At 45.0% G+C, this 15,067-nt stretch carries 7 protein-coding genes; 5 read left to right on the top strand and 2 right to left on the bottom strand.

The window, feature by feature from the left end; translation table 11 throughout:
* Positions 1 to 187 precede the first annotated feature (187 nt).
* The 4 genes from GX089_11145 to GX089_11130 all read left to right on the top strand — a co-directional run bounded on the left by GX089_11145 (position 188) and on the right by GX089_11130 (position 8,680).
* A complete protein-coding gene (locus GX089_11145) occupies positions 188 to 499 on the top strand; it encodes a DUF1622 domain-containing protein (GenBank protein NLP03043.1) in 312 nt (103 codons plus the stop codon).
* A gap of 151 nt (positions 500 to 650) precedes the next feature.
* Positions 651 to 1,784 carry an MFS transporter gene (locus tag GX089_11140; GenBank protein ID NLP03042.1) on the top strand — a complete coding sequence of 378 codons (1,134 nt, stop codon included), beginning with the start codon at positions 651 to 653 and terminating at the stop codon, positions 1,782 to 1,784.
* 1,553 nt (positions 1,785 to 3,337) lie between these two features.
* The gene (locus GX089_11135) at positions 3,338 to 5,092 is read left to right on the top strand and encodes a xylanase (protein ID NLP03041.1); all 1,755 of its coding nucleotides are present in this window, start codon (positions 3,338 to 3,340) and stop codon (positions 5,090 to 5,092) included.
* 1,260 nt (positions 5,093 to 6,352) lie between these two features.
* A complete protein-coding gene (locus GX089_11130) occupies positions 6,353 to 8,680 on the top strand; it encodes a carbohydrate-binding domain-containing protein (GenBank protein NLP03040.1) in 2,328 nt (775 codons plus the stop codon).
* 225 nt (positions 8,681 to 8,905) lie between these two features.
* On the opposite strand, the gene GX089_11125 is transcribed toward GX089_11130, so the two are convergent.
* Both GX089_11125 and GX089_11120 read right to left on the bottom strand, forming a co-directional pair.
* A complete protein-coding gene (locus GX089_11125) occupies positions 8,906 to 11,272 on the bottom strand; it encodes a hypothetical protein (protein ID NLP03039.1) in 2,367 nt (788 codons plus the stop codon).
* 285 nt (positions 11,273 to 11,557) lie between these two features.
* Entirely contained in the window at positions 11,558 to 12,877 is a 1,320-nt protein-coding gene (locus tag GX089_11120) for a glycoside hydrolase family 88 protein (protein ID NLP03038.1), read from the bottom strand.
* A gap of 1,288 nt (positions 12,878 to 14,165) precedes the next feature.
* Between GX089_11120 and GX089_11115 the strand changes: the two genes are divergently transcribed.
* Positions 14,166 to 14,912: a class I SAM-dependent methyltransferase gene (locus GX089_11115; protein NLP03037.1), complete on the top strand. Its 747-nt coding sequence runs from the start codon at positions 14,166 to 14,168 to the stop codon at positions 14,910 to 14,912.
* The last annotated feature ends 155 nt before the right edge of the window (positions 14,913 to 15,067 follow it).

Genomic DNA, 15,067 nt, shown 5'->3' with positions numbered 1-15,067 from the left:
AAAAGTGACTGTACCCAGTAAATATAATGAAGATAGATATATTAACAAACGTGCACGCGAGATAGGCTTCTTCATTTAGATGAATACCACCCTGTAAGTTTAGGCACTCAATTTGCCTAATACACAGGGTAAAAGGATACCTGCTTTGTCTGATCAACTGGTGGAGATAATTGGCTCATTAATTGAGATGCTCGGCATTCTGATTATCGGGGCAGATGCCCTGTATATTGTCATTATCTCCCTCGTTCATCTATTCAGTGGAAAAGACAGGAGAAGCATCTATCGGGTGGCCAGAATTGACCTGAGCAGAGCGATTCTACTCGGTCTGGAATTCCTTGTTGCCGGAGACATTATCAGAACTGTCGCAGTGGTGCCCACTTTCTCCAGTGTCGGCTTGCTTGCCGCAGTCGTTCTTATCAGAACCTTTCTGAGTTTCTCTCTTGAGATAGAGATAAGCGGAAAACTGCCCTGGAAAAGAGGTTCAGAACATTTGAGTTGATCGGGATCGCAACGTAGCATCAGAATATTTGTCAATAAGAACAATTAATCTCTTTCTCTAATTATATCAGTGCAATCATTCTAGTCAGCATTATTAGTAATCAAGTCTTTTCCTCTATTAAATCAGTGCAATCATCTTATCAGGTTAATCAGTGGTCAGGTTCATCTCTTTAATCGGCATAGTCGACCTCTTTGGCAACACCACCTACTCCGGCGGCGCAGCCATAAACGGCATGTTTTTAGCTTCACTCGGGGCAAGCGCCGCTGCAATAAGCATCACCGGAGGAGCCAGCGAATTTTTAAACTACCTGACACGCGGTCTCTCCGGCTTTATCGCAGACAGGATCAAAAATCACTGGTCAATAGTTTTCACCGGCTATATCTTCAATCTACTTGCGGTGCCCGCAATAGCACTCACCGGCCACTGGCAGGCTGCTGCACTCCTCATTCTTATTCAGGGCCTCGGACGCGGTGCCAGGAAACCGGTTATCCAGTCGATGCTGTCGTTTACAACAGGGGTTTATGGCCGGGGATGGGTCTACGGGTTGCATACTGCACTGGATTACACTGGAAGAGCTCTTGGTCCGCTCGTTATCGCCATCATACTTCTTTTTACAGATAAGTTCCGCACCGGATACGGGCTGCTTCTTATTCCCGCACTTCTGGCATTTGTTTTCCTGACACTTGCCCGTGTCAATTACCCCTTCCCTTCCAGGCTCGAACTGAAACCATCGGCGACAAAAAAAGGTTTTACAAAAGCATACTGGTATTACTACGCGGCAGGAATATTCTTTGCCGCCGGCCTGACAAATTTCGAGCTGATCTCATTTCATCTTTCAGAAAGCGGCATCGCACGTCAGACCGTACCGTTTTTCCTGGTCCTGTCAACGGCTTCCGGAGGAATAGTCAGCCTTTTTCTTGGGAGGCTCTATGATAAAAGAGGACACTCTGTGGTCCTTGTGGCTGTTTTCCTTAGCGCGATGTTCTCACCGTTTATCTTTTTGTTTCCCGCAAACTTCGCCATTGCAGGAATTCTTCTATGGGGAGTGGGCCAGGTCACCCAGGACATGCTTCTTAGCTCAGTTGTTGCCTCGGAACTCCCCAGAGATCACCGAAGCCTGGCGTTTGGTCTCTACTATACTGGGTATGGATTCGGATGGCTGCTCGGTTCGATTGCCACAGGGCTCTTGTATGAACAGTCCCGTTTTAGCCTTGTGGCATTTGCCGCGGGTATGCAGGTTCTTTCTCTGCCATTTTTCGTTTTGGGGCACAGGGTGAGGGGGTGATTAGATAAGGAGTTGGCTGGTTGTTTTGATGGGGATTGGGGGGTGGGAGCGTTCTGTCAGTAGTAATGAAGCATTCGACTCTCTCGCTGTGTCACCTTGGGGTGAAAGATTGACTTAAGCGGTTAAGTTCAGGATTCACCCCGGAGATGAATTTAGAACACTGAGGTTTTTCTCCCAGGATAGCCCTCCGCCGAACAATAAGAAAAAGGTATGAAAATTCAACCATTATAATAGAAAACAAAGAAAATGATTCGGTATAAATGTGTGGATGTATGTAAAACAAAAACCAGCTCCTTCCTTTTCTATATATATAAAGAGTGTCAGTCGATTTGATAAGCTTTGGAGGTGAAATCTTTTGTGTCGGTAGTAAGGAAGCCTTTAATTCGCTCACAATGTCATCTCCGGGGTGAAAGACAATCTTAAGCGATTAAGTATAAGATTCACCCCAGAGATGAATTAAGGACTCTGAATTTTTCTCCAGAGCGACCCTCTTAGAACACTAAGAAAAAAGAATGAGAATCTAATCATAATAGTTGAATTTAAAGAAAAATGATACTGTTTTATTTGGGAACAGGTGAACAAAATAACCTGCTCCATCTTCTTCATATATGAATAAAGGGCCAGCTTGTCATTTCAATGAGCCTTGGAGGTGAAATTTTTCCTTTCGGTGAGGAAACCTTCAACTCTCTCACTATTTCATCTCCGGGGTGAAAAATTGTCTTAAGCAGTTAAGTGTATGATTCACCCCAGGTGAATTAACGACTCAACCCATCCAAATGTAGCCTCAGAAAGTCAAAAATTCACCCCTGAGGTGAATTAGGGAGCTTACCGCTCCCTCCCCTGATGTAATCTCTGTTTCCTGATAACACCATCAAAGTAAAAAAAATATGAATAATACCAGAACAGGGTTATGTCTGTTTCTCGTCTTTGCAAAGCCAACAGTACGACAACACGACAAAACAACTGCACTCCAATGTATGTAAACCCTGATAAATCAAGGTAAATAGAAAACAATAAAATTTCATTTTCTTGCAAGCCCGGTTTACCGGGCTTATCTTGGCTAGAGGCGGCATTAATGCCGCCTCTGTAGTTTTTTACGATTACAAGCACAAGAAACGAAATGAAAATCCGGTATACAATAATCGTTTCTTCTTCCACCAGTAAAAATTAAGAAGCCAGCCAATGTTACCAGACTTGTAACAGTTTCCCGATGGGCACAACACTATGTCAACACAGAGGGGGTGGTGGAAGATCCACCTACGCTAAGAAGCTACGGCGGGATATTCCTGCGTCTTCTGCGGGCTGAAGGCAGGGGGAGACCTCCCACTTCATTATTTCATTAATTGGAGATGAGCAGGAACACAGCCCCCCTGCTATATTCTTATATTCTACTTTTAATATCTGAATTCCTGCTTTTTCAGGAATTCTTCAGATCAATGCCATATCTATGCTAGCGCGGGGGCACTCGCAAATAACCATTATCTTCAATTATATTAATTTCTAAAAAGATCACTATAACCCTAATGACTGAACTCCAGAAAGCAGGGAAATCTATGAATACCATCTTTAAACCGTTTCTGATTCTGACTGTACTGATAACAGTGATTTCAGCCCAAAACCGCTCTCCATCATATGTTCCTCCTGCCGAGCCGATGGCAAAGCCCTATGCTGACGGGACATTTGAGAATGGAATGGATAGCTGGTTTTTCTGGACATTTGCTCCGAAACTGGGCAGCTTTGAAATCGTTGACTACAAACCTCACTCCGGCAATTACTGCGGAAGATTCAGGATTGATAATGTCGCCACTGAAATATGGCACGTGCAGCTTCAGCAGAAAAACTTTCAGATCAAGAAGAACAACCTATACAAATTAGAATTCTGGGCCAGAGGTGAAAATGGAGCCGGAATCCTGGAGGTCGTATTTATCAAGGGATCTCCTCCCTGGACATATTACAGCGGTAAGAAATTCAAACTTACCGATGAATGGAAACCTTACGAGATGTTATTTACCGCACCGTCTACAACAACCGATATCCAGATGAATTTTCAGTGTGCGCATTCCAAAGGGGACTACTTTATCGATGATGTAGTTATCACTGATGCCGGTTATCTGGATCTGAAGGAAGTTCCAGCCGACTGGTACGATAAAGCGGAACAGCGCATCGATTCACTCCGCAAAGGCTCGTTTTCGATAAAAATCACGGATGCCAAAAACACTCCGTTTAACGGAAGTGTCGAAGTACACCTGAAACGACATGAGTTTCCCTTGGGTACATGTCTCAATTTTGCAGGTGGTGATGATGAGCAGAAGTACAGGGCAACTGCACTGCGATTTTTCAACAGTGGTGTTTTTGAAAATGCGTTAAAGTGGGAAGAGTATGAACCTCAGAAGGGTGCTCCAAAAACCAAAGTTATCGATGAGTATCTGAAATGGGGTGAAAAGAACAAATTCCCGATACGTGGACACACACTTGTCTGGGGTATCGAAAATTACGGCTATCAGAACCACTGGGCCAGACAGGGAAGTGATCAGCAGCTTCGTGATGCTATCAAGGAGCGAATTACCCGTGATCTTACCCTGTATAAAGGAAAAATACTGGAATATGATGTATGGAATGAGCCGGTACATGAGACGGCGCATTTCCATCGTCTGGGATACGATATCCTCGACTCATCCTTTGTATGGGCACATCGCGCAGACCCCGGAGCAAAGCTTTATATCAACGAGTATTCTATCATCTCAGGTGGTGATGCCAAGATTTACAGGGATATGATCGAGGGTTTACTGAAAAGAGGAGTTCCGGTGCACGGTATCGGCGTACAGGGGCATTTCCAGGACCGGGCGAATCCTCTGGACATTGCCGCAAAACTGGACTACCTTGCGGAAATCGGTTTACCGATAAAGGTAACCGAGTTTGACATGAATGTACGTGCGATGAATATTTCCGAGGCAGACCAGGCCAAGGAATACGCGAAGGTTCTCCGTACCTGCTTTTCTCATCCTGCAATCGAGGGATTCCTGTTCTGGGGATTCTGGGATGCGCGTCACTGGTGCCCCGGAGCTGGTTTGTATGATTTCGACTTCAAGGCCCGTCCTGCAGCAGACACCGTGTACAATCTGATTCATAATGTCTGGTCAACCCATGATACCCTGAAAGTCGGCTCCGATGCCAAAGTCAATTTCAGGGGCTTTTACGGCGAGTACGACATTGTAATCAGAGATCAGAAAGGCAAAAAGATAAAGCAGGAACAGTTGTTTTTTGGGAAGAAAGGGGAGCATGTCCATACAGTGTCAATCAAGAAATAATAAGAATATGGCAGAGGCCGTGTCTTGCTCGCCTCCGCGAAGCCTTAAGGTTGAGTAGACCTGTTTTCGTGAAGTCGCCAGTGTTACGGCCAGGCAAACTTACCCCCGTTAAAGCTACGGCGGAGCGGGGGCCCCTAAAACCCCCGCTGAAGGTAACGAATCATTATCCATGCCGGAAGACCGTCATGGGCAGGACTTTCCAGGTGACAGTTGTTCATTACAAGCAGCATTTTCCTTTCTACGTTTTTCCTGCAAAAGCAGGAATCCAGAAATCATCTCAATCAATTTAATCACAGAAATCACAGTTCAGACTCTTATCTTTATCTCAAAAAACCTTAGTATCTATCTTTGAAACCTTAGTAGTAAACAGAAAAATCAATGACCATAACCTTATTACCTTATTAAAAGGTATGAAAAAAATAAGGTAATAAGGTTTGTACGTGTATTCAACTCTGCTACTACTAAGGTTTTTTCAGACAGATACTAAGGCTTAGCGAAAAAACATTTGAAGGCAGGGAATGTACGACAATACGACATTACGACAACACGAGAGCACGACAGGACAAGAGTACGAGGGTATGAGAGTACGACAGAAAGACAAAACGATCGCACGACAAATCAACAGCACTCTAATACATGTAAACTCTGATAAATCGGGGTAAATTGAAAACAATGAGATTTCATTCTCCTGCAAGCCCGGTTTACCGGGCTTATCCTGGCTAGAGGCGGCATTAATACCGCCTCTGTAAGACAACATGACAAAACAAGGGTAAATACCCAATCCTCATGCGGTTTTTGATAATCTTTTATTGTTTACGGTTACGAACACAGGAACGAAAGTAAATCCGGTATATAATAATCGTTTCTTCTTCCACCAGTAAAGGTTGAGAAGCCGGCTAATCTTGCCCGACTTGGTAACATTTTCCCGTAGGCCACAACTCTATGCCAACACAGAGGGGGTGGTGGAAGACCGCAGTCTTCTGCGGGCTGAAACCCCGCCTACGCTAAGAAGCTACGGCAGGGCAGGCAGGGTGAGCCTCCCACTATATAAACTCCTTTAATTCAATCGTTTCTGGATTTCCCTCCAGAGGAAATAAAATATCCGGTACAGCACCAGGCACTACTTTTTAAAATATTTAGAGAAATTTGGTGATATATTAACACTAATAAAAGCAGACACTGTCACTACCATAGATCCATCTGGCTGAGGGCTCAATCCAAAGCCACTAAAGCTTATAAACTTAACAAGGTTTGCCCATCATGAGAAAAATTACAGTCTGTTCAGCTATTCTCTTATGCGGTATTCTTTTCTTTACTGCAGCCCAGCAGATCTCACTGTCCGGAAAAATTATTGACAAACAAACCCGGGAGGGGATATCCGGTGTAATTGTAGCGATGAAATCCAGCGGGCTCTCGGATGTTTCGGGTCCTGATGGCTCCTTTGCCCTTGTTACCTCTTCTGCCACGAATCCTTTTCATCCAGGTAAAAACACCAATCCCTTTGTCATTAAAAACAATGCTCTTGTTTTTTCTTCCGGCCCTGATAATGAACAGCTCAAACGGGTGGAACTGTTTTCAATAAACGGTAAAAAGATCTTTACACTTCTACCGGACAACCCTGATAATAGCCATCAGACAGTCTCAATTCCCCAGTTAAGTCCGGGACTTACCTGTATAAGAATTGTTACCAGCCGCAGCACATTTACAGGTACACTCTTTTCCACCGGAACGAGTGTCAATTTCAAAAATGGTATGTTTTCTTCCGGCAACAGCACTCTGGCCGTGCCACATGCAAAGGAAGTAGCTGATATTTTCCAGGCATTTGATACTCTTATAGCATCGAAGGACGGGTACCTGACCGGAAGCTTTCCTGTGACCGGTGCTTTCCAGCAGGACATTATCATCGAGATGGAGAAAACCGGCTCTTATACAGAGATTCATCTTTTAACTGACAGAATAGAGGTATCCGGACCTGGTGCACTTGTTAACGGTACCGAAGTCACTGTGATGTCATCTGGGACTTACCATATAGACGGGCCACTGACCGACGGGCGAATAGTGGTGAATACAGAGGATAAAAATGATGTGATCCTTGTCCTCAAGGGAGTGGACATAGGCAACTCTTCCACCTCTCCACTGTTTGTCCAGAAAGCAAAAAACACGATTGTTGAACTGGCTGAAGGGACCGAGAACAAATTCAGTGATCCTCAAAACTACACCCTCTTTTTCGAAGATGATGAGCCCAAAGCCACAATTTACAGTAAAGATGATCTTGTTTTCCAGGGGAGCGGAAAGCTGGTTATCAATGCCAATTACAAGGATGCGATTGCGGGTAAAGATAAACTTACCATCATTGGAGGTAACTTTGTCATAAACTCCGCTGATGATGGCATAAGGGGAAAGGACAAACTTGTTATTCGTGGTGGAACTTTTGATATAACTGCAAGGGGTGATGGTTTAAAGTCCTCAGACAGCGGAAATGTGTCAACTGGAATTGTGTTAATCGAAGACGGTGACATAAAGATCAGAAGTAACGGGGATGGTATCGATGCAGCCAACTATGTGGAAATAAACGGCGGAAAATTTGACATAATTTCAGGTGGAGGCAGCGATACATTCAAAGATGGGAAGCAATACGACAGTGACGTAAGCGCAAAGGGAATAAAGGCTGAAAACAATATAGTCATTACAGATGGTACGTTTAACATTAACTCGGCAGATGACGGTATTCATTCGGACCAGCTTGCTGTAATTAAAGGCGGAGTATTTACAATCTCATCCGGTGATGACGGAATACATACGGATTCCTTGCTGACTATCGATAATGGGGAAATCAATATTGTAAGATGCTACGAGGGTCTTGAGGGGTTTGCGATGGTAATCAATGATGGAAAGATAACGGTTAATGCCTACGATGATGGTATAAATGTGGCACTGAAAAGTACCTCAGAAAACCCCGGTGGTGGTCAATTTGGCATCGAGCCAAGTTCGCATGATCATCTCTTGCAGATCAATGGAGGATACGTTGTTGTTTATTGCACCATTGGCGACTGTCTCGATTCCAATGGAGACATAGAGATTAACGGCGGTGTCGTGATTCTTCATGGACCCGATCCTAAAATTGGAGATGCACGTGTGGAGGGTCCTTTTGATGTGGGTTTCGATTTTTCCAATCCGAATGAGTACTACGTACTTGTAAACGGAGGATATGTCCTGGCCGCAGGCTCTGCGGCCAATTACCAGATGGCCTATCCACCAACTCAGAATTCAAAGCAGAACTGCCTGGTAGCTGCATTTAATGAGACGGTTAATGTTGGCACCCCGATAAGTCTCAGGGGATCAAACGGCGAAACTGTCTTTACGTTTGAACCAGCCACAAACTACCAGTATGTCGTTTTTTCATCGCCCGATTTGACTGCCGGCACCTATACTTTCTACTACGGCGGCAGTGTTTCAGGCGGGACAAAGGAACATGGGATATACAAAGGAGAAAGCTATTCACCCGGCACCGCGCTTGCAGACAACTTCCAGGTGTCATCGAGGATAACCTCAATTGGAAGAAGATTGAGTAGTGGGTTTGGTTTTTAAAGAAAGAATGACTGGATGCCTGTTTTCACAGGCATGATGCCCTGAGGGGGCAAATGTTCATTGCAAGCGACACTCTAACCTCCACGTCATTCCCGTGAAAACTGGAATCCAGTATTGACATATCACAATCCCTGGATGCCTGTTTTCACAGGCATGATACCCTGAGGGGGCAAATGTTCATTGCAAGCAACACTCTCACCTCAACGTCATTCCCGCGAAAAAAACCTACTCTCCAATAAACACTTTCCCTGCAACAGACGTCTTCCCACTCTGAATCCGGCAGAAAACCAAATTTGTCCCGAGCCTATTCATCCTGTCAATTGGCAGATGAAATGTCGAAAGACCAGGACCCGCAATTCCAAGATCAAATTCAGACAGAACCGCCCCATTCAAAGTAAAGAGAGAGCCGCGGATCCGTTCTTTTGACATAAGGTTGAGGGTTATGACAAGTTTTCCATTTCTCAAATTCGCCGAGAGCAACGTCCCGGGATTCACCTTCGCCTTTACCCTGTCCCTTTTTACTGCAATCTGTTGAGATGCAAACGGGTCATTTGACTCATCCCACTTTCCCCCGCCGGCTAAAACCGTGTACATGGAATAATGAGTCATTGTTTCAAAAATCGTGAACTCTGAAGTTGAGATACAGTTATGATTATCCGCGAACTGACGCTCTACCGGCAATGCGGTCAATGCCGGAACTGTTGTGCCGGCAGGGGAAACACCCGGGCCGAAAACCGTTATACCCGGTACCGGAACTCCCCAGCTTTTACTTTTTGTATACCAGCTCTGCCTGTCGTGGGGATTGTGGACCTGATGAAAGCCAAGACCGGTTACGTAACTGATCCCCAGCGGGTTAAGCCCCAGAATATAGTCCATCAGATTACACGCCGCATCAAAATATGACTGCTCGCCTGAGAATCTCCAGTAAAGCAGTGGTGCGCAGGCATAGCTGGGCTGCCTGACATTATGACCCCACGAGGTTCCAATCGGATTGTTACCCACAGGATACGCATACCTCCTCAGCTCAACGATATTGGAATCCGCACCGGCCTTCAGTGCATTAGTAAACTTTGCAATAACTTCCGGATCAGTAACCCTTGTCTTCTCGACCATGTAAGAGACCATATACCCCGGATTATCAAATGCACTGTTGTTAAGTGAATACCCCAGCGTTCCTGTCACGCACAAAGGATAACGATCCACAGTACTGACAAGTGATTTGACTTGTTCATGGGCTGCCTCATCACCATCGTAGAGATATTTCTGGATATAATAATAAAGCTTCTCGGGGTTGCCCCATTTTTTTGTGCTGATGTAATTAAAGGTACGCTGGGCCCGCTCGGCAAGCTGCTCCGCGCGTGCTTCATTATAGGGTTTTAAAAGCCGTGCAAGGTGCAGAAACAGTCCCGGGGCCACTGCGGCAGGGCGATCATCGATAACTACGGTGCCATAACGGTGCTTATCAGCTATATCGTATGGCGCCCCATCTGCATACCCTTTGGTTTCTGTTCCAAAATGGATACTTCCGTCCTCATTCTGCAGGTACTCCCATGCAAGTGTCCCCCATTCCGCCTCATCGATAATATCCGGAATCCCGTTGCCTTTACCCAGGATATTAAAGTTTTCATCAAACTTATCCGGGATATTAAACTGGTCATCCACAAAGAGATCCGGAAAAGCCTCGTAAAGCATCAAATTGATTACCGGGTTTGCCATGTGATAGGCCCGGCGGTCCGTGTCGCCGGCATCATGGTAACCTCCATAAACGGTCATCGTGGGCTCGTCGCCTGTCACTACAATATTGGCTTCCCCAATCGGACCATCTACATCATAGATAAGCGTATGACATGCCTTCTGCCGTATATTCCATCCATAGGGCTCATGTATTGGACATCCGCACCTCTGGTAATACTGACCGCGGAACATTATGTGCGCCAGACGGCGTGAAAAGTCACCGCCGACACCAAAGGGATAAGAACAGCCGTAGCCGTCAATTGCAATCTTGTACGGGCCGCCCTGTGGAACCGAAGAGAGGTCTATTTTATAGACAAAATCACCCGAGGTCCGATCCTCGCCAACCTCGGTAAGGGTTCCCTGCGCCACTACTTTATTTGTATATACTTCGAAGACCTGATAGGCAGGAAGCGTACCGCTTATCTGCCTGCTGCCGCCATCCCCGAGCCAGATGGCAAAATAGGCATAATTACTCTTGCAAAGAGCACTGTAAGCAGCCTGGTTTGTTTTAATTGACTCACAGAATATTTTGTGATCGTCAAATACGATACTTGTATCTCCATGGGGCGTCTCAATCTCATAAGTCGTTCCATTGACTAACTGCGGGACTGTAAGATAGATATGGTAATCACAGGCATTTGCCTGCATGACATACCTGTTTATTGCAGTTACTGCTTCACCATTGACCTTCCATTGCGATATATCAGAGATGCTCACAGCATTTGCATTGAGAGCGGTGTTGTGAAAAAAGACAACCAGGACATTATTGGAAGCAGTGCGTACCTCTTTAAGAGTAAGCGCTGCCTGAAGTTGCACCAGTCCACACAGAATAGCGGCAATTACCAGCCTCTTTTTCATAAAATCTCCCTTTTCTCAAAAAGTAAATACCTCTTTAATATATACTCCTGTCGTTTATTTTACCATTTCATATCGCTCCTTTATCGCGAAAGTCTTTTATTTCTTATTGCGCGCTATTCTGTCTCGCGAAATACCCTGAGTTGGTGCAACTATGAAGATATTAACTGTTATAATCTTTTACTTTTAATAATCGTACCAGCCGGGAACTGCTGAAAAATGACTAATACACCAAACGATTACAAATGATCTTCCATTACGTGGCGCCTTTTGTCGTACCCCGTCCCCTCACTTCCCCACATACACCCCACTACCCACACCCTTCCCACCGTGCACCTTCTTCACAAGCTCCCCCGAGAGCGTAATAACTCTTGCCGGGTGACGATTGCTTGTAAATTGACGGCAAGTCAGGGGCCCGGTTAATTTCCATGCAGAAACCTGCTTTGATACCGGGTAAAGATGTGTCCCTTTCACGGCAGTCGGGTTGTCCGCCAGTTTTGCCACCTCACTGCCTGCAAGGAGCACACATCCCAGACCGAAATCATCGAAATCAGGGATAATATTCCTTGACGGGGTTACATTTGTTACACCGGCGCCGTTGTCTCCGGGGGAATCACCTGTTCCCTGCACATAACCCAGCCTTCCATCTGGGAAAATCGCACTATCAGAGATTGCTTTCCAGGCCTTGACAATCACCGGCATATACTCTGTTCTGGAAAGCACTCCATTGTTTACTCCCCAGGCAAAACCGTAAACAAAAAGCCCTGTGCCGGTAATCTCCGGACCGCCGAAATGCTCCGGATCGGCCAGGTTTTCATTCCAGAACCCGTCATCGCGCTGCACAGAAGCAAGCGCTCCTGCCATCTCTGTGAAAATATCCAGGTATTCTGTCCTGTAAGGATCTGTATCCGGAAGTTCGCTTAATACGCGTACCAGTGCGGCAAAGACCCATCCGTTGCCCCGTGACCAGTAGATATTTTTCCCTGAAGAGGTCTTCTGGTTTTTAAAGGAAGCATCCCTCCACCAGAGTCGGTCAGTTTTATTATAGAGCCCCAGGGTTGTTTTAGGATAGTTGTAAAGCCTGTACATCTTGTCAAAATACCGGGTATCACTGTACTGAACACCCAGTTTTGCAAATACCGGCATCGCCATCTGAATCGCATCAATCCAGGTCCAGTGGTTATCGCTTTCTGAGATCACCATCCTGTCGATACAAGTCTTTATATTGGAGATACGCTCCTGCTTCTGATCCATCCTGTAGAGATCTATATATATCTGCCCTGCGCACTGGTTGTCCGCATTGGTGGTTGTTGTCCCGCTTCTCATGTTCCAGCCATGAAATTCTCCCCAGTTTACGGCATGATTCAGAGCTGAGATATCCTTACTTAATTCATAATAAGCCATGCTTCCTTCGTAATACACTGCCCTTGTCCAGATATTGCTGGGACGGTTACCCACGAGGCAACTGTTGCAGGGGTCAGGCCATTTCTGCATGAAATAGTCATTGGCAAGCTTCATTTTACTTATAATTTGCTCCTTTGAGGGCAGCTCCTGGCCGATAACAGAAGAAAACAACAGGACAGTACACATAAGAACAACGCCTGCCATAAAATATTTCATCAAAACTCCTCGTTTTCCGGGTATCATTTTTTGCTCCACCTACACATAATTATGCACCTTTTTCAAACAGTTGCACAGCAGATTCCATCTTTCCAAAATATAACTGAAATGAGGGTGTTTTTTCATCCTCAATTGATTTCTATCGACCGGATGGTCTACAGTCCCCTATCCTTTGTATCCATCTTTCATTTGCAGGGAGCAATGTAAAATTTATAATAAGTATATTAATTCACCCGATAGCTTCATCTTTTTTGCAATTTCTAACTGATAATCGGGTTTTTTGCATAGATTTAAAAGGTTTGGGGGTTGTCCTTGACGCGGGTTTTCTTTTTAGGAAAGACCGTGACGGGGGGAAGGAGTGTCTTCAGGCATATTTTAAACAAAAAAAAATAGAAGATTTTAAGATTTCACAAGATAGGTTTGGAATTAAGAAAATCAGGACTCACTCACTAAGGAGTTCATTTTTCCCATTAATTGAAATTTGGAATTGACATTCATTAGTTTTCATCAACCGATATATTATGGAGATTATCACAATTTTTACTATCAATTATCATTTGTTTATTTTACTTTCTTGAGGGGATGTTCATATCCAAGATCTTTTTCTGACTATTGAATGTAAGAATATTAGTAATAAGAATGCAATCGTTCTATTATCCCATGTGGCAAAGGAAGCTTTAAGAGATACAGAGAGTTTTTTGAAAGGTTCAACGTGCCAGTATTTCTCTTTGCAGATTTGGATGTAATTATACGCGATTTCGACAAGATTACACCATCTGCTGAAGCAAACAAACTACGAGAAGAATTGATTGTCATGGTAGATAAAATTATTGATGACGCAAACAAGTTAAAGCCGATCAAATCCCACCTTATTAAGGAAGAAAACAATGAGCCTGCATTTTCGTGCAAGCCCGGTTTACCGGGCTTATCTTGACTAGAGGTGGCATTAATGCCGCCTCTGAAGAAACCAGCTTGACTTACCCGACTTGCAACATTTTCTCGCAGGGCACAACACTATGTCAACACACAGGGAGTGGCGCCTGCCTTCACTAAGAAGCTACGGCGGGCTAGAGGAAGACCTCCTGCACATTATCTCTTAATGCAATAATTGTACTTCGCAAAAGTTATCTTTACACAGAACGTTTTTTCTGAGAAAATCCGATGAAATAAATTCAATACTGATTCCGATACCGACCCCGATCTGGAAAACAACGGTCTAAATTTGTGAGTTTTTATCAGGTCATAACCACACACACCTTAAAGGAGTATTAATAAAATGGACATCCCAAGAATATTCAACATTTCCGAAAGTGCTCATCGTATCCATAACCCCTTCACTCCCAAAAAGCTGGCAACTCTCGGCTCTGCGCTGCGTCTGAAAGCAGGAACCCGAATACTTGATTTAGGCAGCGGTTCGGGAGAGATGCTGTGTACCTGGGCACGTGATTACGGTATTTTCGGCACAGGTATCGACATGAGCCACCTGTTCACAGAACAAGCGAAACTTCGCGCTGAAGAACTTGGTGTCGCCGATAAAGTCAAGTTTATCCATGCCGATGCTTCCGGCTATGTTTCCAAAGAAAAAGTCGGTGTGGCATCCTGTCTCGGTGCCACATGGATCGGAGGAGGTGTAGCAGGTACCATCGATCTATTGACGAAAAGCCTGACCCCCGGAGGAATCATTCTTATCGGCGAGCCCTATTGGCGTCAGTTGCCACCATCAGAAGAGGTTGCCAGGAATTGCGATGCCAATTCAATATCCGACTTTCATTCCCTTCCGGAACTGATTGGATCTTTCGGCGATCTCGGTTACGATGTCATAGAAATGGTATTAGCAGACCAGGACAGTTGGGACAGATACGAGGCTGCCAAATGGTTTACCATGCGTCTATGGCTCGAAGCAAATCCCGATGATGATTTCGGGAAAGAGGTTCGGACCCTGTTGAACTCAGAACCCAAACGCTACGCGGCGTACACACGTGAATACCTGGGATGGGGTGTGTTTGCACTGATGAAACGGTGATTAGAATATCTTATATTGTATGCACCTGCACAGAATTAATTCCAGCAAGCCGCAAGGCATGGGCCGAATGCCAACAGGAAGTGGCCCCAGAGAGAAAAAGGGGATGCACTGACCAAGAAAAAAGATAAAAGTCGTGAGGTTGCGACAAGTGCATT

The sequence above is a fragment of the Fibrobacter sp. genome (assembly GCA_012523595.1).
In the GTDB taxonomy this organism is placed as follows: Bacteria; Fibrobacterota; Chitinivibrionia; order Chitinivibrionales; family Chitinispirillaceae; genus JAAYIG01.
The sequence above is the reverse complement of the archived record's forward strand: the minus strand, read 5'-3'. Positions and strand labels throughout refer to the sequence as shown.

What these genes read in the sequence shown, in the direction of transcription:
- GX089_11125 (NLP03039.1), bottom strand. Translation starts at nt 11,272, where the DNA reads ATGAAAAAGAGGCTGGTAATTGCCGCTATTCTGTGTGGACTGGTGCAA.
- GX089_11120 (NLP03038.1), bottom strand. Translation starts at nt 12,877, where the DNA reads ATGGCAGGCGTTGTTCTTATGTGTACTGTCCTGTTGTTTTCTTCTGTT.
- GX089_11135 (NLP03041.1), top strand. Translation starts at nt 3,338, where the DNA reads ATGAATACCATCTTTAAACCGTTTCTGATTCTGACTGTACTGATAACA.
- GX089_11130 (NLP03040.1), top strand. Translation starts at nt 6,353, where the DNA reads ATGAGAAAAATTACAGTCTGTTCAGCTATTCTCTTATGCGGTATTCTT.
- GX089_11145 (NLP03043.1), top strand. Translation starts at nt 188, where the DNA reads ATGCTCGGCATTCTGATTATCGGGGCAGATGCCCTGTATATTGTCATT.
- GX089_11115 (NLP03037.1), top strand. Translation starts at nt 14,166, where the DNA reads ATGGACATCCCAAGAATATTCAACATTTCCGAAAGTGCTCATCGTATC.